We start from the raw sequence: 25956 nt of genomic DNA, 5'->3' as shown, positions 1-25956 counted from the left end.
GGGGCCCGTGATCGCGCCCCGACCACCATCCCGCGGGAGGGACCCCATGCTCCGGGTGCTGATGTTCCTGGTACCGCTGGCGCTGAGCATCTACGCGTTCATCGACTGCATCAGCACGAAGGACGAGGACATCCGGCACATGCCGAAGCCCCTCTGGGCGATCCTCGTGCTGCTGTTCCCGATGGTCGGCTCGCTGTCCTGGCTGATCGCCGGCAAGCGCCGGGCCCCCGCCGCGGAGGGCTGGTCGGGCGTGCGCGCCAACCGCTCCCGGCAGTGGGTCGCCCCCGACGACAACCCCGACTTCCTGAAGTCCCTGGACCCCAAGGACGAGGACGACGAGCCCAAGAAGCGCGACGAGTCCTGAGGCGGCGGGGAGTAGAGGTCGGCGGTGGCCGCGTCCTCGTCGGCGGACAGGCCCGTGAAGACCTCCGCGTGCCGCTCCCCGGCGAGCGAGTTGATGTGCGTGATCAGCCGGTTGAGCGGGGTGCTTGGGGTGCTGTCCTCGGGGGTGTCGGCCGCCGAGGCGGACGGGGCGGGGCGGCTGCCCACGCACTCCTTGGCCTCCGGCCGGACCTCGGCGCCGAGACCTCCGTCGGTGTGCCCGGTCTCCGACTCCTCGATCCACAGCGTTGCGCCGGTGACGACCAGCACGGTGGCGACGGCTGCGCCGGCGATCCGAATACGGCTCTTCATCACGTCACTCCTGGTCCGGGGTCGGGTCGGGGCAGGTCGGGTCGAGTGCGGGCCGGCGGGGCTGGTCGCGCAGTTCCCCGCGCCCCTCAAGGACCTGGCCCGGGTGCGGGCCGGTGGGGGCCGGTCGCGCAGTTCCCCGCGCCCCTCAAGGACCTGGCCCGGGTGCGGGCCGGTCGCGCAGTTCCCCGCGCCCCTGGAGGGGCGCCCCCCTTCTCGCGTTCGTCCATGACCCTTCGACGTGGCGGGCGTCGGATTCGTTCGGTCAGGGGGCGTCGATGATGCGGCCGTTCTCGTCGAGGGTGTGGGTGCGCCAGTAGACGTCCCACTTGTCGTCCACCTGCTCCGGGACCTTGCCCTCGGGGTGGCGGGCGTAGCCCGCGGGCGGCTCGGTGCCGTCCTGCTGGCAGGCCGAGCCGGTGCCGTTCACCTGGAGGACCGGGTACTCGCCGTCGTTGCAGACGTACTCCCGGTACTCCAGGCCGGAGCAGGCGGTGAGCGTCACGGCCGCGAGCGCGCCGGTGAGGGCGAGGCCGAGCACCTGGAGGCGGCGGGAGCTGGGCATGATCGTCTCCTGTTCAGAGGGTGAACCGTGTGGGGTTCGTGTGCCCCCAACTCTGGTCGGCGGGCGCCGCCGTGCCCTGAGCACTTGTACTCAGAAACGCGCGCTCGGGTGCTCAGCCGGGCAGAGTGGACCCATGGATCAGGCACAGGCACGCAGCTGGCTCGCCACCGCCGTGGCGGAGGCCCGCGCCGGGCTCGCCGAGGGCGGCATCCCGATCGGCGCCGCGCTCTACGGCGCCGACGGCACCCTGCTCGGCCGCGGGCACAACCGGCGCGTCCAGGACGGCGACCCCTCGACGCACGCGGAGACGGCCGCGTTCCGGGCGGCGGGACGGCAGCGCTCGTACCGCGGGACCACGATGGTGACCACCCTCTCGCCCTGCTGGTACTGCTCCGGGCTGGTACGGCAGTTCGGCATCTCCCGGGTCGTGATCGGGGAGGCGGAGACCTTTCACGGCGGGCACGACTGGCTGGCCGGGCACGGCGTGGAGATCCTGCTGCTCGACGATCCCGAGTGCGTACGGCTGATGAGTGAGTTCATCAAGGAAAAGCCCGAGTTGTGGAACGAGGACATCGGTGAGTGAATCCCGTATCCCCATCCCCACCGTCGATCTGCGGCCCTGGCGGGGCGGTGGTCCGGAGGTCCGTGCCCGGATCGCCGCGACCGTGGACGAGGCCCTTCAGCGGGCCGGGTTCCTGCTGGTCACCGGGCACGGGGTCGACCCCGCCCTGCGGGCCGGGATCCGTCGGGCCGCGCGGGAGTTCTTCCTGCTGCCCGCCGAGGCGAAGGCGGCCTACGCGGCCCGGGTCGGCGGGCGCGGCTGGCTCGGGCCCGGTACGGAGGCCAACGGCTACGCGGAGGGCACCGAGACGCCGCCGGACCTGAAGGAGTCCCTGACCTTCGCCACCCACGAGCCCTTCGAGGACCCGGCCGTCAATGCCGAGTGGTACGCGCCCAACGTGTGGCCGCGGGAGGTGCCCGGACTGCGGCCGCTGTGCGAGGAGTACCTGGCGCGGATGGCCGCGCTGGAGAAGGAGCTGCTGGCCCTGCTCGGCGAGGCCCTCGGGCTCGAACCCGACTTCTTCGCCCGGCACATGGACCACCCGACGTACGGCTTCAACATCAACTGGTATCCGGGCGTCGAGGTGGTCGGGGCGCCCGAGCCCGGTCAGTTCCGGATCGGGCCGCACACCGACTTCGGGACCGTCACCGTCCTCGACCGGGAGGCCGGAAGGGGCGGGCTCCAGGTCCACACCGACGACGGCGGCTGGCAGGACGCGCCGTACGACCCGGCCGCGTTCACCATCAACATCGGTGATCTGATGGCCCGTTGGACGGGCGACCGGTGGCGTTCGGGCCGGCACCGGGTGCTGCCGCCGCCCGCCGACGCGCCCGCCGAGGAGCTGATGTCCCTGGTGTACTTCGGCGAGTGCACCCCGGGCACGCTGGTGGAGTCGGTGCCTGCGCCGGTCGGCCGGGTGGCCCACCCGCCCGTCGACTCGCATGTGTATCTGCGGCACAAGCTGGACTCGATCACCGTCGACTGACGGTGGGACGGTTTCGTAACCCAACGGACACCACGCGATCTAGTCCGAACCAACTCCCCCTCCCTACGCTGGTGTTGATACATCTCACGCGTGTACAGCAGCAGGTGCGGCACCGACGGATCGACCACAACCGCTCCGGGGGGAGATGCGGTGGGAAGACGGTTGCACGGGCGCGGAGCGCTGTTCGACACCGATCCGGCCGGGCTCGCCCCGCGCCTGGTGGGCCTGCGCCCCCACCAGCACCGGGTCAGCCCCTACGAGCATCCCCGCGAACCCCCGTTCGTGGTGCTGTCCGGCGCCCGCGGCCTCGGCAAGAGCGCCGTGCTCGGTGAACTCCGGGACGCCTACCGGGGGCACACCCCGGTCGCCCTGATCGACTGCGAGGACCCCGAGTTCGCGGGACCGCCGTCCGGGCGGCCGGCCGAGGCGTGGTCGCCGGTGTCGCAGGCGCTGCTGGTGATCGCCGAGCAGCTCGCCGTCGCGGTGACCGGGGCGGGGCGGATCCAGTTCCCGCGGCTGATGTCGGGGCTGGTCGCGGTCGCGGCCGGGGGCTGGGGGGACGCCGACTCCGAGCGCATCCGGCGCGAGGTGCAGCGGATCCTGCTGCTGAACGAGACCGGCTCGTGGATCGGCGGCTTCGCCGGGCGCTGGGCGGGCCGGGTGGCCGCCAAGGTCGTCGCGGCCGCCACCGGCACCGGGCCGCTGCTCTCGGCGGCCGTGGAGGCGACCCTGGAGTCGATCTCGGACGGGTTCGCCGGCCGCCGTAACCAGCGCGCCTCCGCCTGGTACCGGGACTACCCCAACGCGGGCGACAACGCCCGGCGCGGACTGATCCTGCTCTCCGGGCACTTCCGGGCCGGCGGGACCTCCCGCGAGCACGCCGAACGGCACCTGGTGCGGGCGCTGCTCGCCGACCTCACCGACGCCTACGCGGGCGTCCTGCCGCGCATGCAGCGGCTGGGGCGGCCCCTGGTCCTGCTGGACAACGCGCAGACCGCGCCCGGACCCGGGCTCGTGGAGGCCGTACTGCGCGACCGCACCGACGGTGTCGCCGACCAGGTGGCGTTCGTCGCCGCCGTCCGCGGCGAGGGCCGTCCCGCGCTGCGCCACGCCCTGCGGCGGACGCTGCCCGAGGTCGCGCGGGGCAGCGACTGGGCGCCGGACCCGGGCTCCACGTCCTCCCGGGCGCTGCTGGTGGCGCTGCCGCCGCTCAGCCCGGACGACACCCTGCACATCGTCGGGGCCGTCTGCGCCGACCTCGCCACCCCGCCCCAACTCCCGCACGCCACACACCGGCTGACCGGCGGCAACCCCCTCGGCATCGCCCTGATCGCCGAGTCAGCGGCACAGCACCTGCCCGAGGTCTCCGCGCTCGGGGACCTGCTCACCGCCGATGTGACCCTGCACGCCGAGGCCGACGGCAGGCCCGCCTATCTGGAGCTGCTGGACCGGCTGGTGCCCCCGGACCGGCTCGACGAGCTGACCGTGCTGGCCGCGGCCCACGACCACGACTCGGCGTGCGCGCTGGCCGCCGCGCTGCTCCCGGCGGACTTCGGGCCCGCGGACGTACGAGCCCTCCGGACCCGGCTGGTGCGGGAGGGGCTGCCCGCGGTGCCGGGGCGGTTCGTCGGCGACCCCTTCGTGCGGACCCTGCTGCTGCTCCGGCTGCACCACCTCGACCCCGGCCACGAGCGGTGGCGGCGGACGCACGAGACCCTCGTCGCCCACTACACCGGCCCCGGCGAGGAGCGGGCCCGCTACCGGCTGCACCACGAACTCGCCCTCGGCACAACCGAGTCGGCGGTCGACCACCTGCGCGACGGCTTCGCCGCAACGCCCGCGCCCACCTGGCTGAGGTCCCTGCGGTTCATCGCCTCCGCGCCCTGGTTCCACGCGCACGACGCCGACGGCGGCGACTTCGCCGGACCCGGCGACCGGCGGGCCGAGATCGCGCTCGGCCTCACCGACGCGGGCCACGCACCGCCCGCCGGCGTCGACGGCCCGCTGCACCTGCGGGTGCGGCGGCTCCTGCACGCCGTGTGGCATCTGACCGACCCGCTCGCGTCGCCCGGTCCGACGGTGGCCCGACGGCTGCGGTTCGAGCTGGAGCAGCTGTCCGACCTGCGGCCCGCCGGGAACGCCGTGCTGTGGCAGGCCTCCCGGGACTGGCCCGAGGACGCCCTCGCCGGACGGCCGCTGCGGATCCCCGATCCGCACGGCGACGACGGCGACGGCGACGATGACGACGAGGACGGGGAGGCGTGATGGCGGGCCGGAGCGGGTGGGTGTGGCTGCGCGAGGACGTCTGGGAGATCCCGCTGCGCCGGTATCTGGCCCTGCTGGTCACGGCCGCGCTGCTGGCCGGCACCTGGTTCGGGGTGGGCGCGCTGGCCCGGGAGGACCGCGGCTGCGCACCCGGGGTGGAACGGCCCGAGGGCAGCGACGAGTGCGTGGGCGTGTCGACCACCGCCTACTACTTCGACCGGCCCGAACTGCGTGAGGTCGTCGCGGCGATCGACCGGGAGAACCGCTCGCTGAAGCCGGGCAGCTATGTCACGGTCGCGCTGCTGGAGCCGTTCACCGCCTCCGACCCCGACAACCTGGGCGACGTCCTGCACGAGATGCAGGGCGCCTATCTCGCCCAGTACCGGGCCAACCACGCCTCCAACGGCCAGTCCCCGGCGATCCGGCTGGTGCTGGCCAACCCCGGTGCCACGGGCCGGCACTGGGAGCACACCGTCGATCGGCTGGAGCGGATGACGCTGGGCGCCGACCGGCTGCGGGCGGTCACCGGGGTGGGCCTGAGCACCGACAACAACAAGCGGGCCGTCCAGGAGCTGACCCGGCGCGGCATCCCGGTCATCGGCACCTCCATCACCGCCGACGACCTCGCCAACGGGCAGGACGGCAAGGACCCCTTCCCCGGCCTGGCCCGGGTCTCCCCCACCAACACCGACCAGGCCCGCGCCCTCGCCTCCTTCGCCCGGGTGAAGGCCGGCCGGGCGCTGCTGGTGTACGACAAGCCCGGCGACCCCTACACACGCACCCTCCAGAAGTCCTTCGCGCGGCTCATCGAGGGCTCGCCGTACGAACCGCAGCCCTTCACCCCGCCCGCCGACCGCAGCCAGGAGGGCACCACCGCCAACACCTTCCGGCAGATCACGCACCTGGTGTGCGACACCGCCCCGGAGACCGACACGATCCTGTTCGCCGGCCGCCACACCCAGCTGCGGCAGTTCATCAACGCGCTCGGCGGACGCGGCTGCCAGGACCGGAGGTTCACGCTGCTCACCGGCGACGAGGCGTCCTACCTGACCGGCGACAAGGACCTCGACCGCACCGCCCTGACCCGCAATCTCTCGGTGCGCTACACCTCCCTCGCCCACCCGGACGCCTGGGCCGAGGACGGCGCGCGGACCGGCGGCTCCGCGGCGGACGCCCGGGAACTGGCGGACCTGCTCGCCTCCGCCGGGCGCCGTCCGGTCGGGCCCGTCGGCGAGGTCTCCCTCCAGGACGGGCAGACGATCATCGCGTACGACGCCATGCGGCTGGCCGTGCACGGCATCCGGGAGGCGACACCGGAGGGCCGCGCGGTGCCGCCGCTCGCCGATGTGGGCCTTCAGTGGCCGCAGGTCAAGGGCTCGCTGCGGGTGAACGGGGCGAGCGGCTGGATCTGTCTGGACGTGCACGGCAACCCGTACGACAAGGCCGTGCCGATCGTGGAGCTGACCTCCGAGGGGCGCGCCCGGTTCGTACGGATCGCCTGGCCGGAGACGAGGCCACCGGGGAAGGAGTGCCTGCCGCCGTCCTAGCCGTCCCGGCCGTCCCGGCCGTCCTGGCCGTCCCGGCCGTCCTGGCCGTCCTGGCCGTCCTGGCCCTCCAGGATCTCGATCAGGCGTTCGAAGCGGGTGCGCCAGGAGTCCTCCGAGGCCGGGTCTCCCTCGAACTCGTGGGTGAAGCGGAGGGCGCTGCCCTGCTCGCCGTCGCGCTCCAGGTGGAAGCGGAGCCGGCCGCCGCCCGCCACGGTGTACTCGGCGACCCGGTCCACGTCCCACGCGGTGACCTGCCCGGACCCCAGGTCACGCAGGGTGACGGCGCCGCCGAGCCGGGGTTCGAGGACCTCGGCGGCGGTGCACCAGCCGGCCAGCCCCTCCGGGGTGGTCAGCGCCGGCCAGACCTTCTCCATGGGCCGCGGGATCCGCACCAGGAAGTGCAGCAGGTGAGTGCTCCCGCGGGTCTGACTGGCGCCCTGTTCGATGGTTCCGGTCATGCCTCCAGTGTCCCCGACCGGGGAAACGGACGCCCGGCTCAGAAACCGACGGCCCCGAGCGCGCCGAGTCCGACGTCGGCGTAGGAGTGCTTGCCGGAGACGAAGATGTTCACGCCGTAGTAGTTGAACAGCCAGCAGCCGAACGCGACCAGCGCCAGGTAGGCGGCCTTGCGGCCCTTCCAGCCGGCCGTGGCGCGGGCGTGCAGGTAGCAGGCGTAGGCGACCCAGGTGATGAAGGACCAGGTCTCCTTGGGGTCCCAGCCCCAGTAGCGGCCCCAGGCGTCGCCCGCCCAGATCGCGCCCGCGATGATCGTGAACGTCCACAGCGGGAAGACGGCGGCGTTGACGCGGTAGGAGAACTTGTCCAGGGAGGACGCGGCGGGCAGCCGGTCCAGGACCGAGTTGGCGAACCGGCCGGGGGTGCCGCCGCCCGCGAGCTTGTTCTCGTAGCTGTCCTTGAACAGGTACAGCAGCGTGGAGACCGCGCCGACGTAGAAGACCGCGCCGCACAGGATGGCGGTGGAGACGTGGATGTACAGCCAGTACGAGTGCAGGGCCGGCACCAGCTGGTCGCTGGCGGTGTACAGGACGGTGACGGCGAGACCCAGGTCGAGCAGGACCGTGGTGGTCAGGAACAGGCCGAGCCAGCGGACCGGCTTCTTCAGCGCCAGCAGCGTCAAGTACACACCGACGGCGACGGTGGAGAAGGTGATGTTGAACTCGTACATGTTGCCCCACGGCGCGCGCTGCACCGACAGGGCGCGGGTGAGGACACCGCCGAAGGCGATGAGGAAGGCGAGCACCGTGAGGGAGACGGCGATCCGCCCGTAGAGGTCGCCCTGCTCGTCCCCGCCGTGCGCGCCGGGGCCGTCGGGCACGTCACGGGTGCCGGAGGCGGCCCGGACGACGACCTTCGGCCGCTCCAGGACGGTGGTGGAACCGGCCTTCTTCACGGTGACCGCGGGGGCCGCGGCGGCCTGCTTGGTGGCGGTCAGCGCGGCGGCCGTACGGCCGACCTTGCTGCGGCTGCCGAAGAGCCACTCCGCGATGTACGCGAAGAAGGCCAGGGTGTAGACGGCCATCGCGGAGTAGATCAGCGTGTTGCTGAGATTCGCGAGGCTTTCGTTCGTCGCGGCGGCGAGAGTCACTGCTCAGCCCCTTCGGCAGGTACGGCGGATTCGTCGGTTGTCGGTGCGGGGTCGTCTGGAGCGGCTGAGTCGTCTGAGTCGGCTGGGCCGGCCGAGTCGGCGTCGGGGTCCGGTTCGGGCGCCCCCGGGGCCTGCTCGTAGAGGGTTCCTGCGAGGTCGCCGAGTTCCTCGGGCACCTTGGCGGACTCGCTGCGGCCGAGCCCGGCCATCTCGACCACGGTCACCCCGTCGGCGCCGCGCACGGCCCGCACCCACACCCGGCGGCGCTGGATGAACAGGGAACCGGCCAGGCCGAAGATCGCGGCGACGGCGCCGGCCAGCGCCCAGCCGCTCGCGGGCTGCCGGGTGATCTGGAAGTTCGCCCACTCCTTGGTGGACTCGTAGGTCACCGAGCCGGCGCCGTTCGGCAGCTCCAGGGTCTCCCCGGGCCGCAGGTTCTCCCGCATCTGCTTGCCCTTGGAGTCCTTGAACCCCGTCATGTTCTTCTTCTCCAGCTGGTACACGCTCTGCGGGATGCCCGAGTTCACGCCCAGGTCACCGTGGTACGGCTCCAGGTTGAGCACCGGGTTGAGCAGGGCGGGGAAGCTGGAGGAGACCTCGTTGCCGGCCGCGTAGGTGGGCAGCAGGAAGGCCTGGAAGGCGAGCTGCTCGCTGACCCCCTTGGCGTTCTTGTAGCCGTCGTAGACCTTCAGCACACCGGAGGAGGTGACGTTGGAGTCGAGCGGCAGCATCGGCACGGCGTCGCTGAAGACGACCTTGCCGTCGCCGTCGCGGACGGTGAGGACGGGGGCGTAGCCGTGGGCGGTGAGGTAGACCTTCGAGCCGTCGATCTCCAGCGGCTCGTTGACCTTGACGACCGTCGACCGGTCCTTGCCGTAGGCGCCCTCGGCGTAGGTGAGGGACGCCTGGTAGGTGCGCGGGGTGCCCTTGTTCGGGCCGGACTTCTCGTAGGTGCCCTCGAAGTCCTTCAGGTTGAAGGAGAACGGCGTCAGCTCGTCGCTGTCGAAGAGCGTGCCGGACTTGAAGTCGTCGTACTGGGTGAGCGTGTTGGAGAACCCGTCGCCCTCCACGACCAGCTTGTTGCCCTCCATCTTGAACAGCTGGCCCCAGGCGAAGGCGATCAGCATCACGATCAGCGCGATGTGGAAGGCCAGGTTGCCGACCTCGCGCAGATAGCCCTTCTCGGCGGCGACGGCGTCACCGGAGAGGTGCGCCCGGAAGCGCTTCTTCTTCAGCAGGGCGAGGGCGGCCTCGCGGACCTGCTCGGGCTCGGCCGTGGTGCGCCAGGTGGTGTAGGCGGGCAGCCGGGTCAGGCGCCTGGGCGCGCCCGGCGGGCGGCCGCGCAGCTGGCCGACGAACTGCCAGGTGCGGGGCACGATGCAGCCGATGAGGGAGACGAACAGCAGGATGTAGATCGCGGAGAACCACACCGAGCTGTAGACGTGGAAGAGGCCGAGCTTGTCGTAGACCGGCGCGAGGAGGTCGTGCCGTTCGCGGAAGTCGGCGACCTTCGTGTCGTCGGAGCCGGACTGCGGGATGAGGGAGCCGGGGATCGCGCCGAGCGCGAGGAGGAGCAGGAGCAGCAGGGCGACCCGCATCGAGGTCAGTTGCCGCCAGAACCAGCGGGCCCAGCCGACGACGCCCATCGCGGGGACGTTCGGGAGTTCTTCCCTGGGGGCGGTGGAGAGCTGGGAGCCGGCGGCGCCGAGGTCCTGCTCGTCGGCGCGGTCGGTCGTCGTGTTGCTCATCCTCAGATCCCCACAGTGAAGCCGTTGGACCAGTTCTGCATCTCGGAGACCATGCTGTCCCAGGCGCCGGTCAGCAGGAGCAGACCGGTCAGGATCATCATGGTGCCGCCGATCCGCATCACCCAGACATAGTGGCGCTTGACCCAGGCGAAGGCGCCGAGCGCCTTGCGGAAGGCGACCGCGGCGAGCACGAAGGGCACCCCGAGGCCGAGGCAGTAGGCGACGGTCAGTATCGCGCCGCGGCCCGCGCTCGCCTCGTTGTACGACAGGGCGATCACCGAGGTCAGGGTGGGGCCGATGCAGGGCGTCCAGCCGATGCCGAACAGGGCGCCGAGGAAGGGCGCGCCGGCCAGGCCGGTCATGGGCCGCTTGTGGAAGCGGAACTCGCGCTGGGTCATCCAGGGCATCAGGCCCATGAAGAAGACACCCATGGCGATCATGAGGACGCCGAGCACCTTCGACAGGACGTCCTTGTGCTCCTGGAGGCTGTCCCCGGCGTAGCCGAACAGGGCGCCGCTGGAGACGAAGACGGCGGTGAAGCCGAGGACGAACAGCGAGGCTCCGGCGACCATCCGGCCGCGCCGGGCCTCGGCGAGGTCGGTGCCGGTGACGCCGGTCACGTAGGAGAGGTAGCCGGGGACCAGCGGCAGGACGCACGGGGAGAAGAAGGAGACCAGTCCGCCGAGGACCGCGACGGGCAGGGCGATCAGCAGGGCGCCGCTCATGACGGTCTGGTTGGGGTCCGTGGCCGCCGCGAGTGTCGTGAGGCTGCTCACGTCACTTCTCCGCGAGGACCGGGTCGATCATCTTGCGCAGCTTCTCCTCGCTGAGCGCGGCCAGCGAGCGGGCCGCGATCTTCCCGTCCCGGTCGAGGACGAGCGTGGAGGGGATCGCCTGCGGGTTGAGCGTGCCCTTCTCGAAGCGGAGCATCAGCTTGCCGGTCGGGTCGTACAGGCTGGGGTAGGTGACGCCCTGCTCCTCCTCGAAGGCGAGGGCGTTCTTGGTGCTGGTGTCGCGGGTGTTGATGCCGACGAACTGGACGTCCTCGCCCTTGAGGTCCTGGGAGACCTTCTCGAAGTTCGGCGCCTCGGCCCGGCAGGGCGCGCACCACGAGCCCCAGACGTTCAGGACGACGACCTTGCCCTTGTAGGCGGAGACGTCGAGCTGTTTGCCGTCGACGGTGGCGCCGGACAGTTCGGGGGCGGTGTCCCGCTCCCCCTTCTTCACGGTCGCGATGCCGTCCGCGCCCATGACGAAGCCGGTGTCCCCGCCGCCCCCGGACGTGCCGCCCGAGGTGCACGCGGACAGCAGCAGCCCGGCGGCGACGGCACCGGCGAGGGTCAGGGGGGCACGGCTGGCGGCACTCATGTGAAAAGTTTCGCATGTCCGTTCCGGGGATCTTGCGCACCCCCCTCGCAGGCGAAAACCCGCATTTCAGACCAGGTTTCAGAGGCTCTTCCAGCCCCCGGCGGGCGCCTGCCCCACATCAAGGGTGCGGAGCTTGTCGAGGACCTCGGGGGACTGCGCGTCGAGCCAGTCCACGAACTGCCGGAACGACACCAGGCGGACGTCCCCGCCCTTCTCCTTCTCGCGCGCCATGTGCTTCAGCGCCTCCTCGACGGCGTCCATGTAGATGCCGCCGTTCCACTGCTCGAAGTGGTTGCCCACGAAGAAGGGGGCGCGGTTTGTCTCGTATGCCCGCTTGAAGCCGGATATGTAGGCCTGCGTCGACTGTTCGCGCCAGCCCGGGTAGTTGTGGCTCGGGGCGTTCGTGGAGTTCAGCGACTGGTTGGCGAGCATGTTGTAGTCCATCGAGAGGACCTCGAAACTCCGGCCGGGGAAAGGTATCTGCTGAAGGGGCAGGTCCCAGACGCCCTGCTTCTTCGAGGGCCAGACCTGGCGGCCGCCCGGCGAGGAGGCGTCGTAGCGCCAGCCCAACTCGCGGGCGACGGGCAGCAGGTTCTCCTGGCCGAGCAGACACGGCGTACGGCCGCCGACGAGTTCCTTGTCGTAGTCGAAGGGCAGCGAGGGCAGTTCGGTCCAGCCGGTGTGGGTGCGCCACTCCTTGACGAAGGACTTCGCCTGGTCGATCTCGCTGCGCCACTGCCGCGCGGTCCAGTGGGCGACCGAGCCGGAACCGGCGCAGAAGTGGCCGTTGAAGTGGGTTCCGATCTCGTGCCCGTCGAGCCAGGCGCGGCGGACGTTGCCGAGGGTGTCCTTGATGTGCGCGTCGGTGAGGTAGCCGATGTCGGAGGCGCCGCGCGGGTTGTTCGGGGGTTCGTAGAGGCGCTTCTTCGACTCGGGCAGCAGGTAGAGCCCGGAGAGGAAGAAGGTCATGGCCGCGCCGTGCTCCTCGGCGAGGTCCAGGAAGCGGGGGAAGAGGCCGTTGCCGACGTCGCCTGCGCCGTCCCAGGAGAAGACGACGAACTGGGGCGGCGTCTGGCCGGGTTCCAGCGGTACGGGCTTCGCGGGCTGCTTCGGCTGCCTGCCGGTGTAGGAGGTCGACCCGTCGCCGATGGGGCGGGCGGTCGGCTCGGGAGCGGCCGGGCGGTGGTCCCCGGGGTCGGCGGAACCCCGGGAGGGGTCGGGCCCGTCTGACGGCGTGAGGGTGCCGCACCCCCCGAGTCCGACCGCGGCGGCCCCGGCGACGCCGAGTCCGAGTGCTCCCCTTCGGGTGAGGCGGGTGTGAGTGCGCATGGCATCCCCGTTCGTCACGTGCTCTGGTGGTCACCCAGTCAGAGGACGTGACGAACGGGGAGGTTCCTGTCGAATGGCTGTGATTCACATCAAACACAGCCAAGTCGGGCAGGGGACGCGCTATGCGCCGAACGCCTTGTCCTTGCCCTTCACCGGCTTGGCGCCGGCGCGCAGATGCGCGGGGACGAGGTCGAGGGCGGGCTCGGTGTAGCCGACCGAGACGATCCGGTCGCCCTGGTAGGTGAAGGTCGTCAGGGACGCGAGCGTGCACTGGCGGCGGCGCGGGTCGTGCCACAGCCGGCGCTTCTCGACGAAGGACCGCACGATCCAGATCGGCAGCTGGTGGCTGACCAGTACGGCCTCGTGCCCGCGCGCCCGGTCCTTCGCGGCGTCCAGCGCCCCCATCATCCGTACGACCTGGTCGACGTAGGGCTCGCCCCAGGACGGCTTGAACGGGTTGACGAGGTGCTTCCAGTTCTCCGGCCGCTTCAGCGCGCCGTCGCCGACACCGAAGGTCTTGCCCTGGAAGACGTTGTCCGCCTCGATGAGCCGCTCGTCGGTGGCGAGGTCCAGGCCGTGCGCCTTGGCGATCGGCGTGGCCGTCTCCTGTGCCCGCTCCAGCGGGGAGGAGACGACGTGCGTGACGTCCCGGCCGGCGAGGTGCTCGGCGACCCGGTCGGCCATCTGCCGGCCCAGCTCGGAGAGGTGGTAGCCGGGCAGGCGGCCGTAGAGCACGCCGTCCGGGTTGGCGACCTCGCCGTGCCGCATCAGGTGCACGACGGTGATGTCGGGTTCGGTGGTCCGCGCCTCGGTCATGCCCGCGCCTCCGCCGCCGCGCGGGCCGCCGACGGAAGGGCGTCGGCGATCCGCTCCAGGGCCCGCTCGTCGTGGGCCGTGGAGACGAACCAGGACTCGAACGAGGACGGCGGCAGATAGACGCCGTTCGCGAGCAGCGAGTGGAAGAAGGCGGTGAAGCGGAAGGACTCCTGCGCCTTGGCGTCCTCGTAGTCGCGCACGGCGCGGTCGGTGAAGAAGACCGAGAACATGTTGGAGGCGGTCTGCACGCGGTGCGCGACGCCCTCCTTGGTGAGCGCCTCGGTGACCAGGGCCTGGATCCGCTCCGACACCGCGTCGACCTTGACGTAGGCCGCGTCGTCGAGGAGCCGCAGCTGCGCGAGACCGGCGGCCGTCGCGACCGGGTTCCCGGAGAGCGTGCCGGCCTGGTACACGGGCCCCGCGGGCGCGAGGTACGCCATCACGTCGGCCCGTCCGCCGAAGGCCGCGGCCGGGAAGCCGCCGCCCATGACCTTGCCGAAGGTCATCAGGTCGGGCACCACACCGTCCACGCCGAACCAGCCGGCGCGGCTGGTGCGGAAGCCGGTCATGACCTCGTCGGAGATGAAGAGCGCGCCGTTCTCCCGGCAGGCGTCCTTCAGGCCCTGGTTGAAGCCGGGCAGCGGCGGCACGACGCCCATGTTGCCGGGGGACGCCTCGGTGATCACACAGGCGATCTCCCCGGGGTGCCGGTGGAACGCCTCCTGCACCGCTTCGAGGTCGTTGTACGGCAGCACGATCGTGTCGCCGGCCTGGGCGCCGGTGACACCCGGGGTGTCGGGCAGCGCGAAGGTGGCGACACCGGAGCCGGCCGCTGCCAGCAGCGAGTCGACGTGGCCGTGGTAGCAGCCGGCGAACTTGATCACCTTGGTGCGCTGGGTGAAGCCGCGGGCCAGCCGGATCGCGGACATGGTCGCCTCGGTGCCGCTGGAGACCAGCCGCACCTGCTCCAGGGGCGCGATCCGGGCGACCATCTCCTCCGCGAGGGCGACCTCCCCCTCACCGGGGGTGCCGAAGGAGGTGCCGCGCGCGACGGCCTCCTGCACGGCGGCGATGACCTCGGGGTGGGAGTGCCCGAGGATCATCGGACCCCAGGAGCAGACCAGGTCGACGTACTCGCGGCCGTCGGCGTCGGTGAGATAGGCGCCCTTGCCGGACACCATGAACCGGGGCGTACCGCCCACGGCGCGGAAAGCGCGCACCGGGGAGTTCACGCCGCCGGGCGTGACGGCCGCCGCGCGGTCGAACAGAGCCTGCGACCCAGGCGCATCGTATGAATAAGGCAGTGAGCTCATGTCCCGCGACTTCTCCGACCTTCTCCGACTGCTCGGACTCCGCTGTCTGTGACCTCCTCAGGGTAGGCCAGGGGGCACCGGGTGCCGCGGGCCCGCTGCGCGCGCCCGGTCTGCGCCGATCCGCAAACCGCCCCCACCCGCGGGCGATCTGCGAAACTGTGGGCGGGAACAAGATCCTGCGGCCAGGTGTTCACCCCGCACGTTTCGGCGGGCGACCGTGGGGGAGGTCACTGTCACGATGATCGGGTTGCGCGGTAGGGGCCACGCGTCCTAAAACAGCAGTCGGGTGGAGATATGCATCGCGGTGGCGGACTGGGCGAGGGGACCGACGACGTCGGTCCGCGTCGTGCCAGGCGGGGAAGGCACCGGCGTGACGTGGAGGAAACGGCCGAAGCGCGGCAGGCGCAAGGCGATCGGACGGACCCCGAGCGGATCGACCGACGGGTCGAGGAGCTCAGGGCGGCGAGCAGGAATGGTGGTCGGGTGGGGGTGACGTACAAGTACTTCGGCGCGCCGGACGGCGCGACCGCGGCCCGTGTCCCGATCTCGATGCGCCCCGAGGAACTCGGCGGCGACGAACTCGGCATGAACGGCATGTTCACCAAGATCAAGCCGGAGACGATGGCCGCGATGGTGCTGACCGGCATCGAGGGCGTGCCCCTGCACAAGGTGCCGCCGCTGGAGCTGGTCGTCCTGCACCCCGACTACGCGGTCGTGAAACTCCCCATGACGGTCGTCGACCCCCTGCGCGGCATCGGCGAGGAGGCGGTGGGCGCGGCGGCGTTCATCTGGTCCACGGTCCCGGACCGCGGAGGTCCGCGGGACGCGTTCAACGTGTACCAACTGCTCCACGAGTGGCAGGACTTCTCGCATCGGCTGCATGAGGCGGGGCATCAGCCCTATTGCCTGGTGTGGCCCTGAAGCGTGGCTTCGGTGGTGGCGGGCGGGGTCTTCGGGCCTCGCCCTTTTTGGTGGCGGGGGGCAGTCAGCCTGCCAGGGCACATTGGTCCGCTGGGGGTGCCGAGGTGCCCCGGGCTTCACCGATTTCCTCGCCCCCGACCCCGGCCGCAGGCCACACCATGCAACGCCCGACTGTGTCGCTGCTCGTGGCCCATCTGGTGGTAGTTCCAGATCAGCGTCGCAAGGAACGCGCCCGCATCCGCTGGGGCGGGCGCCTCCTCGCACCAGCAGCCTGACCAAACCCGTGACGCGGAAGGCACGGCAAGCTGTTGTTCAGCCTTCCCGAGGTTCGACTGGGCCAACTGTCCGGGTGCCTGAATCCCTGCGTGCCGAGAGCAGGAACAGGACCGCAGCGGCGGCGGTGAACCCGAAGCCGACGCTGCTGCAGGCCATGACCGTCTCGAATGAGGCGTCGGCGATCCGGGGGATGGCGTTGACGAGCATGAGGGCGTAGATGCACAGAATGCCGTAGGCGCGAAGCCGCATCCCGGCCTGTCGCTTGCGCATCCACGGCGGCGTCCACCCCGCCAGTATCGCCACCGGCACCGGCAGCAAGAGCGCCGTGGACACTGCCAGCGCTATCCAGTGGTACAGCGGATTGCCGTTCACCCCGCCCCCTTCGTAGTCGATCACCAGCCTACGGAGGGTTGGCGAGGCCCGTCCATGCCGAACACCCCGAGCTTCCGGCGAACCTATCCGGTCAGAGCACGCTTGGTGTGGCCCTGGAGCGGGGCTTCGGTGGTGGCGGGCGGGGTCTTCGGGCCTCGCCCCTTTTGGTGGCGAGGGGAATTGTCGGGCGGCGCCTGGGCGCATCGGGCACCGACGACCGTACGGACCCCCGGCCGCATACCGGACGCGTGGCAGCGTGGCACGCGTGGTGCGTACCGACCGGATGGTATGCAAGTTGCCGGAATGGCTCTAGGCTGCGGACGTCCCGCAGGCCCCCGCCGGGCCGCCTCGACGACAGGAGACCGCCATGGCAGTCGATCCCACCGCGGAGGCGCTCGCGGCGCTCGGCGCGCACGAACCGGACGAGCCCTTCGTCATGCTCAACCTGCTGCGCTTCGCTCCCGGCGGACGGGCCTCGTACGGCGAGTACTCCCGTCGCGCCGCGGAGTTCCTGCACCGGTACGGCGGTGAACTGCTCTACGCCGGTGACGGTGACACCCCGCTGGTCGCCGAGGACGGTCAGGCGTGGGACGCCGTGCTGCTCGTCCGGTATCCGAGCCGGGAGGCGTTCCTCCGCATGGTCGCCGATCCCGGGTACCGGGAGGTGACCGCGCTGCGCAGCGGTGCCCTCGCCGAGGCCGTGCTCCAGCCGACCGTCCCCTGGGGCGGCCGCCGGACGTCCTGACAGCGCGGAGAGGGCACCGCCGTCGGCGTCAGCCCAGGCCCACCGTCGAGGACACCGCGTCCCGCAGGTTCGCGCGCGCGTCGGCCGGGAGCAGATGGCCGTTCCGTACGGCACGGACGTCGGCGCCGACGACCCGGGCGACATAGCCGGCGTGGGTCGGGTACAGGCCGTCCAGTTGCCCGGCGGTGAACGGCACATGGGTCCCGAACAGCACGCAGAACGTCTCCCCCGTGTTGTCCCCGGTGTTCAGCGCCGTCGGCACCTCCACCTGGGACAGCCGGACGCCGCCGAGAGCGATCCCGTGGGCGTCGCGGGCCTTGGTGCCGTCCGCCTCGAACCGGAGCGCGGGCGCCGACGGCGGCAGCACGCCCCGCTCCACCCAGCGTTCGAGGTGGCGGTAGGCGGCGGCGATCACCTGGTGCAGCGGCACCTCGCTGAACGGCGGCCGGTCGCAGGCGAACTGCGGAGCGGCACCGAGGTCCCGGGTGAGCAGCGGCTCCCGGTATGCCTGGCCGAAGCGGCCCGAGTGCGCGGCGCCGGCCACCTCCCAGCGTCGGTAGCGGTCGTCGTCGGGCCGTCGGGCGGGCGTCCGCACATCGGTCTCCGACAGCACGTGGAAGACCGGTTCGCCGCCGGTGCGGGCGGGCGCCTGGCCCACGACGAAGCCGTAGCCGTCGAAGACCGGTTCCGTCTGCGGCAGTACGTGGTCGTAGTACACCGTCATCCGGCCCGCCGACTGCGAGGCGCCGATCCCGAGGACCGTCTTCGCGCGGAGCGGGCCGAGCAGTCCGCCGGTCCCCTCGCGCAGGGCCCGCGCGGCCTGCGCGTACACGTCGTAGGACAGTTCGTCGGCGGTGAACCGTCCCTGCCCGGTCACGTCGAGGCCGCCGTAGCGGGCGGGGCTCCAGGAGCGGAGCTGGTTCACGCCGACCCGCTGCGCGGACACCCCGACCCAGACCTGCCCGGCGCGCGTGATCTGGTCGGGTGCCCACAGGGCGTCCAGGTCGTAGCCGCCGCTGACGTTCTGCCACTCCGTCAGGACGGTGCCGTCGAACCTCGCCGGATCGGCGGGCCTGCGCACCACGACGCGGGTGGTGTACGGCACGTCCTCGGCGAGCCGGGCACCGGTCGGACCGTAGGCGTCCGCCCGGCCGGAGAGGATGAACTCCTGCTCCACATAGCCGACTTCGTCAAGGCCGGGGGCGGAGAGCCAGGGGTAGGTGTCCTCCGTGTCCGGGGCCTTGGGGTCGCCGGGGACGGTCCCGGGCACCGGGCCCTCCACGGCCGGTGTCTCCACCGCCGCGCCCCGCGGGGCCTGTTGCGTGGCCGCCGCTGTCGCGCCGGTGCCCGCGACGACGACGGCCAGGGTGGCCACGGCCAGTCTCAAGGTGGTGCGCCACGTTCTCAAGGGTCTGCCCCTTTCCACGTTCTCCCACCGGCGGGCGGCCCCCGCCGTCCCGCGCCACGGTGCCGCTCCGGGGCCCGGCCCGCACCAGCAGGATCACCAGCCTTGCGAGGTCCCCCCTCGCGGGCCGCGCCGGTACGCCGGAGGGCGCCACCGGTGAGAGGTGGCGCCCTCCGTGGATCGCCGGAGCCTGCCGGGCTCGGCCCGCGCGGGGGTCAGCCCGTGATCTCCACCTTGCCGTTGGCGGGCGTGGCGGGGGTCTGCGGGGTCGTGCGGGAGGTGACGCCCTTGAGGAGTTCCGCCAGGTCGATGCCCGTGGTGGAGCCGATCAGCTCCAGGCCCTGGGCCACGTTGTCGGCGACCGCCTTCGGGATGCGGCCCGCGCCGTCCGTGGAGATGACCGTCATCTTCTCCACCGCGCTCAGCGGCTCGGACGCCTTCGCCACGACCTGCGGCAGCACCTCGACGAGCATCTGGAGCACCGCCGCGTCCCCGTACTGCGCGTACGCGTCCGCCTTCTTGAGCATGGCCTCCGCCTCGGCCGCGCCCTTCGCCCCGATCGCCGCCGCCTCGGCCTCGCCCTCCAGCCGTACCGCCTCCGCGACCGCCGCACGCCGCGACCGCTCGGCCTCGCCCTGCTTCAGGCCCTCGATGGCCTGCGCCTCGGCCAGCGCGCTGCGCCGCTGCTTCTCGCCCTCACCGGTGAGCCGGGCCCGCTCGGCCTCCGCCTGAGCGTCCGCGATGCCCGCCGCCTTCTCCGCCTCGGCCTGCTTCACCCGGGCCACCCGGCGCGCCTCGGCCTCCTGTTCGGCCGCGTACCGCTGGGCGTCCGCGGGCTTGCGGACCTGGGTGTCGAGCTGACGGTCGGTCAGCGCGGCCTGCCGCTCGGCGACCTTCTCCTGCTCGGAGAGGATCTCCTGCTGCCTGGCCGCCTCGGCGAGCGGCCCCGCCGCGGCGGCGCGCGCCGTGGCCTCGTCCGTCTCGGCCTTGATCTCGGCCTGCTTCAGTGCGAACGTCCGCTGGGCGACGGCGATTTCCTCCGCCGCCTTCAGCCGGGCCTGCTCGGCGGCCCGCTGGGCGATCGCCTCGGCGATGTCGGCCTCCTGCTTGGCGCGCGCGGCCTCCGGGCGGCCCAGGTCCTCCAGGTAGGAGCCCTCGGTGGTGATGTCCTGGATCTGGAAGGCGTCCAGCACCAGGCCCTGCCCGGACAGGCTCGCCTCGGCCTCCTCCGCGACCTGGCCGGCGAACGCGGCCCGGTCCCGGATGATGTCCTCCACCGACATCCGGCCCACGATGGCGCGCAGCGCGCCGGAGAGCACTTCCTGGGTGAAGCCGACGATGCCGTCCTGCTGCATCAGGAACCGCTGGGCGGCGGCCCGGATCGAGTCCTCGGTGCCGCCGACCTTGACGATGGCCACGCCTTCGAGGTTGGCCTTCACGCCGCGCAGGGTGACCGCACCGCGCACCGCGATGGGGATGTGCCGCGAGGACAGGTCGAGGCTGAACTTCTGCTGCACGAAGGGCACGACGAACACACCGCCGCCGACCACGACCTTCTGGCCGCTGTTGTCGGTGAAGACCCGCCCGGTCTCCGGATCGGTGGCCTTCTTGCCGCGCCGTCCGGTGACGATGAACGCCTCGCTCGGACCGGCCACCTTGTAGCGCGTGACGACGACCAGCGCGAGCAGTACGAGGAGTACGACGACTCCTACGACCGCGAGGACGACCACACTCATGACAATGCCCCCGAATCACAGAGAACAGAGATAAACCGAAGGAAGTAAGAGAGAAACAGCTTGGGAGGAGGGTGTGTTCAGCGGTCCACCGGGCGGACCACGACCGAGGTGGCCGACGGTGCCGACTCCACCCAGACCTCGGCGCCCCGGGCCACCGGACCGGCGCTGCGCGCGGCGAACTTCGCGGTCTGACCGGCGAGTCGGAGCAGCACCTCGCCGTACCCGTCCGCCGGAATGGCCGTGACCACACTGCCGGACGTGCCCACCAGGTCGTTCCCGGTCGGCGCGTCGGCCGTCGAGCCCCGCATCAGCGCACCGCTGAAGCGGTACGTCAGCCAGGCGGTGCCCGCACCGGCGCCCGCGCCCACCGCGGTGGCGGCCACGGGACCGGCGCCGAAGCCACCGGCCGCGATGGCGCCGCCGAAGCCGGTCATCGCCAGGAACCCGGCGACGACCGGCAACGACAGCCATCCGTCGAGCGCGCCGTCCAGCGCGCCGTCCAGAATCCCCTCCAGGATTCCGTCGAAGACCAGCGACAGGGCGAGCAGCGCGACCCCCGTGATGCCCAGTCCAAGAAACCAGACCATGCGCGCCGTCCCCCGTTCCCCGCCGCCGACCTCCGACTTGACGGAATACTGACATGGAGAGCAGGACCGTTTCATTGCTGGATCCCGGCAATCTTTACGCCTTTTTTATGCCGAACCCAGGTGGAACCCTCGCGGACCGTGTCACGCCGCCTGAAGGGCCGGCTCCTCCCTCGCCTCCGTCTCGTCCAGCAGTTCCAGCAGGGTCGCCCGCGCCCGCGCCACCCGTGAACGCACGGTGCCGACCGGGCAGTCGCTCACCTCGGCGGCCTCCGCGTAGGGCAGGCCGAGCATCTGGGTGAGTACGAACGCCTCCCGGCGCTCGGCGGGCAGCGCGGTCAGCAGGTCCAGGAGGACGACCCCGTCGTCGAACCCGGGCACGTGCCGCGGCTGCGCGTTCTCCACGGCCGACTGCCAGTCGGCGGAGCCCGCGAGCCGGGGCCGGGCGGCGGCGCACCGGTAGCTGTCGATCACCGCCCGGCGGGCGATGGCCAGCAGCCAGGAGCGGGCCGAGGAACGGCCCTCGAAGCGGTGCAGGCTGCCGAGCGCCCGCAGAAAGGTGTCCTGTGCGAGGTCGTCCACAGCCTGGGGATCGGCGCACAGGTGGGCGACGTAGCGCCGCACGTCCCGGTGCAGGGCCCGTACGAAGCGGTCGACGGCGTCCCGGTCTCCGGCGCGGGCCGCCAGCGCCCAGGCGGTGGTCGCCTCGTCCAGCGACTTCGCCGTGTCGGACGTTGCGCGTACGGGTTTCTCGCGCAGGGGAGTTGCGCGTACGGGCGTTTCGCGTACGGGCGTTGCGCGTACGGGCAGGGCTGTAGTGATCACCTGGTGTCCTTCTCGGTCATCCGTGATCCGGACCGGCGGGCGCGGCCGCGGGCGGTCCGGTGCGTGGGGAGTGCCGGGCCCTCAAGGGCGTACGGCCAGGACCCGAGGCGCCTTCGCCGGCGCTCTCGGGTCAGCTGTCGTCGTCAGCCGACAACGGTCCCCACGGGCGGACCCCGAGAAGTGATCGCGTGGACGAGGAGGAGGCGCCGCGCACGGCGCGTGGAGCGGCGCAGCGGGCGGACGCGCGGCAGCTCCGGGGTGACGGTCAGCCCGAGCAGCAGGAGAAGCAGGCGCAGCGGCGCCGACAGCCGGGCGGCGACGGCCCGCAGGATGCGGAACGCGGCCCGCTCGCCGTACGCCAGCCACAGCCCGCACAGCAGGGCGGCCACGAGGTGGGCGGCGAACATGCCGAGGGACGACGAGCCGCTCATGGAGTGACCGGCGCCCGCAGCGGAGTGCGCGTCCATGGGACCCATCGACCCCATGGAGTCCATCGACCCCATGTGCATCGACCCCATGTGCATCGACCCCATGTGCATGGACCCCATGTGCATCGACCCCATGGAGTGCATGGAGTGCGTGTGCATCGAGCCCATGCCCGCAGAGGCCCCGGTGGCCCCGGTCGCACCGGTCGCACCGGTCGCACCGGTCGCACCGGTCGCACCGGCGGACGCCTGCTGCACGAGGGAGAAGCCCCAGTGGAGCCCGGTCTGCGCGGCCACCACGACCGTCACGACCAGCGGCAGCCCCCGCTCACGGCCCGCCAGCCGCCAGCCCGCCCCGCCGGTCACGACGGCTCCGGCGGCCAGGGCCCACGCGGGCACGTCGTGGCCGGACATCAGGACGTGGCCGAGGGCGGCGAGCAGCACACAGACGGCCGCGAAGACCGCGGCCCGTACTGTGCGAGAACACCACCCTGCTGTCATGGCGCCTCATCCTCGCATCCGGCCGGCCGTCGTCACGAAGAGGTACGGAACCGGGACCAGGGTCGCTCAACGGGACACCCCGCGGAAGCCCTCCGGCGCCCCACGGCCGCTCACTTGACGCCCAGCCCTTCGATCCGCCCCCGCCACACCTCGACCTCCCGCGCCACGCACTCCGGCGCGGTGCCGCCGAGGCTGCGCCGTGAGGCCACCGAGTCCTCGACGCCGAGCACCGCGAGCACCCCCTCGTGGACGCGCTCGTCGACCTCCCGCATCTCCGCCACGGTCAGCTCCGCGAGGTCGCGCCCGCGCTCGTCGGCGAGCCGGACCAGGCGGCCGGTGATGTGGTGGGCCTCCCGGAACGGCATGCCGAGTTCGCGCGTCAGCCAGTCCGCCAGGTCGGTCGCCGTGGCGTGGGCGGCCCCGGCCGCGGCGCGCATCTCGGGCACCCGCGCGGTCATGTCGCCGATCATGCCGATGGTCGCCTTCAGACACAGTTCGAAGGTGTCGGCGCCGTCGAAGGTCCGCTCCTTGTCCTCCTGCATGTCCTTGGAGAAGGTCAGCGGCAGCGCCTTCATCACCGTCAGCAGGCCGAACAGGGAGCCGTGCACCCGTCCGGTCTTGCCCCGGACCAGTTCGGCGGCGTCCGGGTTCCGCTTCTGCGGCATGATCGAGGAGCCGGTGGTCCAGGCGTCGGACAGCTCGACGAAGTTGAACTGCGGCGACATCCACAGCACGATCTCCTCGGCGAGCCGCGACAGGTGCGTCATGCACAGCGCGGCGGCGGAGAGGTACTCCAGGGCGAAGTCCCGGTCGGAGACCGCGTCCAGCGAGTTGTGCATGGGCCGCGCGAACCCCAGGAGTTCCGCGGTGCGTTCGCGGTCGATGGGGAAGGACGTGCCGGCCAGCGCCGCCGCGCCCAGCGGGGCCTCGTTCATCCGCTCGCGGGAGTCCCGCAGCCGGCCGTGGTCGCGGCCGAACATCTCCACGTAGGCCATCAGGTGGTGGCCGAAGGACACGGGCTGCGCGCTCTGGAGATGGGTGTAACCCGGCATGATCGTCGCGGTGTTGCGCCCCGCCTGCTCGACGAGCACCTCGATGAGCCGCTGGAGCAGGGCGAGCGCGCGGTCGTGCGCGTCGCGCACCCAGAGCCGGAAACCGGTGGCGACCTGGTCGTTGCGGCTGCGCGCGGTGTGGAGCCGGCCGGCGGCGGCACCGATCAGCTCACCCAGCCGGGACTCGATGTTCATGTGGATGTCCTCAAGTGCCACGGAGTACGTGAACTCGCCCGACCGGATCTCGTCGCGGATCGTCTCCAGGCCGCCCAGGATCGCGGCGGCGTCCGACCGGGGGACGATGTTCCGCTCGCTCAGCATGGTGACGTGGGCGACCGAGCCGTCGATGTCCTGCATGGCCATCCGCCGGTCGAAGCCGATGGAGGCGTTGATCTGCTCCATCACCTCCGACATGCCCTCGCCGAAGCGGCCCCGGATCAGCCCGCCGTCCTGGGTGGTGTCGTTCCGCACGATCTGTGCCGCCTTCCTGGCAACAAGGGGGAACCCTCGGGTTCTTCGCGGGAACATCCTGGATGAATGATCACCCGAATGCAAGACTATGCATCACTCCGCAATTCCATTCATCCATTTGTTCACTCCCGTGAACAAGAATCACGTACACGGATATTGACGCGCCCACGACACCACTCCCAAGCTTCTCGGAGAAAGCGCTTACCCCCAAGGGGTCGGCACCCGCGTCCGTTTCTCCTGGAGGCACCACGATGCACCTGAGACCCGCTCTCGCGTGCGCCGGCCTGCTCGCCGGCGCGCTCGTCGCGCTGGCCGGCAACCCGGCCGCGCAGGCCGCCACCACCCGCTACGAGGCCGAGACCTCACCGGCGGTCTGCACCGGGACGATCGACTCCGACTGGGCCGGGTTCTCCGGCAGCGGATTCTGCAACGGCACCAACGCGACCAGCGGCTACGCCCAGTTCACCGTGAACACGGCGACCGCGGGCACCGCCACCCTGAACATCCGCTACGCCAACGGCACCACCACCGCCCGCCCGGCGAACGTCCTCGTCAACGGCACCACCGTGCAGACCCCGACCTTCGCGGGCACCGGCGCCTGGTCGACCTGGGCCACCCAGACCGTGACGGTGACCCTCAACGCGGGCAGCAACACCGTCCGCCTCAACCCCACCACCGCGAACGGCCTGCCCAACGTCGACTACGTCGAGGCGGTCACCTCGGACACCACCCCGCCCACCGGCAGCGCCCTGTACGTGGCCCCGAACGGCACCGACAGCGCGGCCGGCACCCAGGCCGCGCCCACCACCCTCACCTCGGCGATCAGCCGCATCACCGCCGGCGGCACCATCTACCTGCGCGGCGGCACCTACAACCAGGCATCCACGGTCACCATCCCTGCCGGGAGCAACGGCACTTCGAGCGCCCGCACCACCCTCACCGCCTACCCGGGCGAGACACCGGTGCTGAACTTCAGCGCGCAGAGCGAGAGTTCGTCCAACCGCGGGCTCCAACTGAACGCCTCGTACTGGCACATCAAGGGGCTGATCGTCGAACGGGCCGGGGACAACGGCATCTTCGTCGGCGGCAGCAACAACGTCATCGAGCGGACGGTGACCCGCTTCAACCGGGACACCGGACTCCAGCTCGGCCGGATGACCTCCACCACGCCCACCGCGCAGTGGCCGTCCAACAACCTGATCCTGAGCGCCGAGTCGCACGACAACGCCGACTCCGACGGCGAGGACGCCGACGGCTTCGCCGCGAAGCTCACCACCGGCACCGGCAACGTCTTCCGCTACGCCGTCGCCCACCACAACATCGACGACGGCTGGGACCTCTACACCTACGCCGACGAGGACCCCATCGGCCCGGTGACCATCGAGGACTCGCTCTCCTACGAGAACGGCACCCTCAGCAACGGCTCCCAGGCCGGCAACGGCGACCGCAACGGCTACAAGCTCGGCGGCGAGGACGTACCCGTCAACCACGTCGTGCGGCGCAGCTTCGCCGTCGACAACGGCAAGCACGGGTTCACCTACAACAGCAACCCGGGCTCGATGACGATCTCCAACAACGTCAGCGTCGACAACACCGAGCGCAACTTCAACTTCGACGCCGGCACCTCGGTGTTCCGGAACAACACCTCCTGCCGTTCCGGCAGCGGCACCAACGACCGGATCATCGGCGACTCCGACAGCACCAACCAGTTCTGGTCCGGCACCAACGGCTCCCGTTGCACCTCCTACGACGGCGCCCTCGGCTGGTCCCTCGCCTCGGACGGACGCCTCGTGGTGACGTTCGGCGGCACGGTCGCCACGCCGTAACCCCGACCGCACCGGCGCCCGAC

The 25956-nt window shown here is 71.7% G+C and carries 24 protein-coding genes; 8 read left to right on the top strand and 16 right to left on the bottom strand.

Annotated elements, in window-relative coordinates; translation table 11 throughout:
• Positions 1 to 46: 46 nt before the first annotated feature.
• Complete coding sequence (locus tag AB0E07_RS30115; protein ID WP_362259123.1) at positions 47 to 364, top strand: PLD nuclease N-terminal domain-containing protein; 318 nt, start codon at positions 47 to 49, stop codon at positions 362 to 364.
• Positions 365 to 955: 591 nt separating this feature from the next.
• Here AB0E07_RS30115 and AB0E07_RS30110 read toward each other — a convergent pair.
• Positions 956 to 1255 (bottom strand): hypothetical protein, encoded by a 300-nt coding sequence (locus tag AB0E07_RS30110; protein ID WP_362259120.1) that lies wholly within the window; start codon positions 1253 to 1255, stop codon positions 956 to 958.
• 133 nt (positions 1256 to 1388) lie between these two features.
• On the opposite strand from AB0E07_RS30110, the gene AB0E07_RS30105 reads away from it, so the two are divergent.
• The 4 genes from AB0E07_RS30105 (at position 1389) to AB0E07_RS30090 (ending at position 6614) form a co-directional block, all read left to right on the top strand.
• Complete coding sequence (locus tag AB0E07_RS30105) at positions 1389 to 1838, top strand: nucleoside deaminase (protein WP_362259118.1); 450 nt, start codon at positions 1389 to 1391, stop codon at positions 1836 to 1838.
• Positions 1831 to 2802, top strand: a complete 972-nt coding sequence (locus AB0E07_RS30100) for a 2-oxoglutarate and iron-dependent oxygenase domain-containing protein (protein ID WP_362259115.1) — start codon at positions 1831 to 1833, stop codon at positions 2800 to 2802. The genes AB0E07_RS30105 and AB0E07_RS30100 overlap by 8 nt, the downstream gene beginning before the upstream one ends.
• Positions 2803 to 2952: 150 nt before the next feature.
• On the top strand, positions 2953 to 5067 hold the full coding sequence (locus AB0E07_RS30095) for a hypothetical protein (protein ID WP_362259112.1): 2115 nt from the start codon (positions 2953 to 2955) through the stop codon (positions 5065 to 5067).
• A complete protein-coding gene (locus AB0E07_RS30090; RefSeq protein WP_362259109.1) occupies positions 5067 to 6614 on the top strand; it encodes a hypothetical protein in 1548 nt (515 codons plus the stop codon). Before AB0E07_RS30095 ends, AB0E07_RS30090 begins: the two co-directional genes overlap by 1 nt.
• Here the strand turns inward: AB0E07_RS30090 and AB0E07_RS30085 are convergent.
• The 8 genes from AB0E07_RS30085 to hemL form a co-directional block, all read right to left on the bottom strand.
• Positions 6611 to 7072, bottom strand: coding sequence for an SRPBCC family protein (locus tag AB0E07_RS30085; RefSeq protein ID WP_362259107.1), 462 nt, complete (start codon positions 7070 to 7072; stop codon positions 6611 to 6613). The genes AB0E07_RS30090 and AB0E07_RS30085 overlap by 4 nt on opposite strands.
• Positions 7073 to 7110: 38 nt before the next feature.
• On the bottom strand, positions 7111 to 8220 hold the full coding sequence (gene ccsB / locus AB0E07_RS30080) for a c-type cytochrome biogenesis protein CcsB (RefSeq protein WP_362259104.1): 1110 nt from the start codon (positions 8218 to 8220) through the stop codon (positions 7111 to 7113).
• Complete coding sequence (locus AB0E07_RS30075) at positions 8217 to 9968, bottom strand: cytochrome c biogenesis protein ResB (RefSeq protein ID WP_362259101.1); 1752 nt, start codon at positions 9966 to 9968, stop codon at positions 8217 to 8219. The genes ccsB and AB0E07_RS30075 overlap by 4 nt, the downstream gene beginning before the upstream one ends.
• A 2-nt stretch (positions 9969 to 9970) precedes the next feature.
• The gene (locus tag AB0E07_RS30070; protein WP_362259099.1) at positions 9971 to 10744 is read right to left on the bottom strand and encodes a cytochrome c biogenesis protein CcdA; all 774 of its coding nucleotides are present in this window, start codon (positions 10742 to 10744) and stop codon (positions 9971 to 9973) included.
• A 1-nt stretch (position 10745) separates the two neighbouring features.
• A complete protein-coding gene (locus tag AB0E07_RS30065; protein ID WP_362259096.1) occupies positions 10746 to 11336 on the bottom strand; it encodes a TlpA disulfide reductase family protein in 591 nt (196 codons plus the stop codon).
• 78 nt (positions 11337 to 11414) lie between these two features.
• Positions 11415 to 12665, bottom strand: a complete 1251-nt coding sequence (locus tag AB0E07_RS30060; RefSeq protein ID WP_362259093.1) for a hypothetical protein — start codon at positions 12663 to 12665, stop codon at positions 11415 to 11417.
• Positions 12666 to 12785: 120 nt separating this feature from the next.
• Positions 12786 to 13481: a histidine phosphatase family protein gene (locus AB0E07_RS30055; protein WP_362259090.1), complete on the bottom strand. Its 696-nt coding sequence runs from the start codon at positions 13479 to 13481 to the stop codon at positions 12786 to 12788.
• Positions 13478 to 14794: a glutamate-1-semialdehyde 2,1-aminomutase gene (hemL, locus tag AB0E07_RS30050; RefSeq protein ID WP_362259087.1), complete on the bottom strand. Its 1317-nt coding sequence runs from the start codon at positions 14792 to 14794 to the stop codon at positions 13478 to 13480. The genes AB0E07_RS30055 and hemL overlap by 4 nt, the downstream gene beginning before the upstream one ends.
• Positions 14795 to 15277: 483 nt before the next feature.
• On the opposite strand from hemL, the gene AB0E07_RS30045 reads away from it, so the two are divergent.
• Positions 15278 to 15715: a hypothetical protein gene (locus AB0E07_RS30045; protein WP_003974483.1), complete on the top strand. Its 438-nt coding sequence runs from the start codon at positions 15278 to 15280 to the stop codon at positions 15713 to 15715.
• A gap of 312 nt (positions 15716 to 16027) precedes the next feature.
• On the opposite strand, the gene AB0E07_RS30040 is transcribed toward AB0E07_RS30045, so the two are convergent.
• Positions 16028 to 16387: a hypothetical protein gene (locus AB0E07_RS30040; protein ID WP_362259084.1), complete on the bottom strand. Its 360-nt coding sequence runs from the start codon at positions 16385 to 16387 to the stop codon at positions 16028 to 16030.
• A 343-nt stretch (positions 16388 to 16730) separates the two neighbouring features.
• Between AB0E07_RS30040 and AB0E07_RS30035 the strand changes: the two genes are divergently transcribed.
• Complete coding sequence (locus tag AB0E07_RS30035) at positions 16731 to 17108, top strand: DUF1330 domain-containing protein (protein ID WP_362259082.1); 378 nt, start codon at positions 16731 to 16733, stop codon at positions 17106 to 17108.
• Positions 17109 to 17136: 28 nt separating this feature from the next.
• On the opposite strand, the gene AB0E07_RS30030 is transcribed toward AB0E07_RS30035, so the two are convergent.
• From AB0E07_RS30030 to argH, 6 genes are all read right to left on the bottom strand, one after another.
• Positions 17137 to 18516 (bottom strand): alpha/beta hydrolase domain-containing protein, encoded by a 1380-nt coding sequence (locus tag AB0E07_RS30030; RefSeq protein ID WP_362259079.1) that lies wholly within the window; start codon positions 18514 to 18516, stop codon positions 17137 to 17139.
• Positions 18517 to 18728: 212 nt separating this feature from the next.
• Positions 18729 to 20249 carry an SPFH domain-containing protein gene (locus tag AB0E07_RS30025; protein WP_362259076.1) on the bottom strand — a complete coding sequence of 507 codons (1521 nt, stop codon included), beginning with the start codon at positions 20247 to 20249 and terminating at the stop codon, positions 18729 to 18731.
• A gap of 77 nt (positions 20250 to 20326) precedes the next feature.
• Positions 20327 to 20836, bottom strand: a complete 510-nt coding sequence (locus AB0E07_RS30020) for a hypothetical protein (RefSeq protein ID WP_362259073.1) — start codon at positions 20834 to 20836, stop codon at positions 20327 to 20329.
• 141 nt (positions 20837 to 20977) lie between these two features.
• On the bottom strand, positions 20978 to 21592 hold the full coding sequence (locus AB0E07_RS30015) for a sigma-70 family RNA polymerase sigma factor (protein WP_362259276.1): 615 nt from the start codon (positions 21590 to 21592) through the stop codon (positions 20978 to 20980).
• Positions 21593 to 21801: 209 nt separating this feature from the next.
• On the bottom strand, positions 21802 to 22584 hold the full coding sequence (locus AB0E07_RS30010; RefSeq protein ID WP_362259071.1) for a hypothetical protein: 783 nt from the start codon (positions 22582 to 22584) through the stop codon (positions 21802 to 21804).
• 110 nt (positions 22585 to 22694) lie between these two features.
• Positions 22695 to 24107 (bottom strand): argininosuccinate lyase, encoded by a 1413-nt coding sequence (gene argH / locus AB0E07_RS30005; protein ID WP_362259068.1) that lies wholly within the window; start codon positions 24105 to 24107, stop codon positions 22695 to 22697.
• Positions 24108 to 24358: 251 nt separating this feature from the next.
• Between argH and AB0E07_RS30000 the strand changes: the two genes are divergently transcribed.
• The gene (locus tag AB0E07_RS30000; RefSeq protein WP_362259065.1) at positions 24359 to 25933 is read left to right on the top strand and encodes a CBM35 domain-containing protein; all 1575 of its coding nucleotides are present in this window, start codon (positions 24359 to 24361) and stop codon (positions 25931 to 25933) included.
• Positions 25934 to 25956: the final 23 nt, after the last annotated feature.

Source organism: Streptomyces sp. NPDC048002, assembly GCF_040653275.1.
Taxonomy (GTDB): Bacteria; Actinomycetota; Actinomycetes; order Streptomycetales; family Streptomycetaceae; genus Streptomyces.
Note: the sequence above shows the minus strand (reverse complement) of the source record. Positions and strands in the feature narration are given on the sequence as shown.

Coding starts and splice junctions, on each gene's coding strand:
- AB0E07_RS30020 (WP_362259073.1), bottom strand. CDS start 20,836: ATGGTCTGGTTTCTTGGACTGGGCATCACGGGGGTCGCGCTGCTCGCC.
- AB0E07_RS30010 (WP_362259071.1), bottom strand. CDS start 22,584: ATGACAGCAGGGTGGTGTTCTCGCACAGTACGGGCCGCGGTCTTCGCG.
- AB0E07_RS30065 (WP_362259096.1), bottom strand. CDS start 11,336: ATGAGTGCCGCCAGCCGTGCCCCCCTGACCCTCGCCGGTGCCGTCGCC.
- AB0E07_RS30085 (WP_362259107.1), bottom strand. CDS start 7,072: ATGACCGGAACCATCGAACAGGGCGCCAGTCAGACCCGCGGGAGCACT.
- AB0E07_RS30035 (WP_362259082.1), top strand. CDS start 16,731: ATGGCAGTCGATCCCACCGCGGAGGCGCTCGCGGCGCTCGGCGCGCAC.
- AB0E07_RS30110 (WP_362259120.1), bottom strand. CDS start 1,255: ATGCCCAGCTCCCGCCGCCTCCAGGTGCTCGGCCTCGCCCTCACCGGC.
- AB0E07_RS30105 (WP_362259118.1), top strand. CDS start 1,389: ATGGATCAGGCACAGGCACGCAGCTGGCTCGCCACCGCCGTGGCGGAG.
- AB0E07_RS30055 (WP_362259090.1), bottom strand. CDS start 13,481: ATGACCGAGGCGCGGACCACCGAACCCGACATCACCGTCGTGCACCTG.
- AB0E07_RS30025 (WP_362259076.1), bottom strand. CDS start 20,249: ATGAGTGTGGTCGTCCTCGCGGTCGTAGGAGTCGTCGTACTCCTCGTA.
- AB0E07_RS30115 (WP_362259123.1), top strand. CDS start 47: ATGCTCCGGGTGCTGATGTTCCTGGTACCGCTGGCGCTGAGCATCTAC.
- AB0E07_RS30060 (WP_362259093.1), bottom strand. CDS start 12,665: ATGCGCACTCACACCCGCCTCACCCGAAGGGGAGCACTCGGACTCGGC.
- AB0E07_RS30000 (WP_362259065.1), top strand. CDS start 24,359: ATGCACCTGAGACCCGCTCTCGCGTGCGCCGGCCTGCTCGCCGGCGCG.
- AB0E07_RS30075 (WP_362259101.1), bottom strand. CDS start 9,968: ATGAGCAACACGACGACCGACCGCGCCGACGAGCAGGACCTCGGCGCC.
- hemL (WP_362259087.1), bottom strand. CDS start 14,794: ATGAGCTCACTGCCTTATTCATACGATGCGCCTGGGTCGCAGGCTCTG.
- AB0E07_RS30090 (WP_362259109.1), top strand. CDS start 5,067: ATGGCGGGCCGGAGCGGGTGGGTGTGGCTGCGCGAGGACGTCTGGGAG.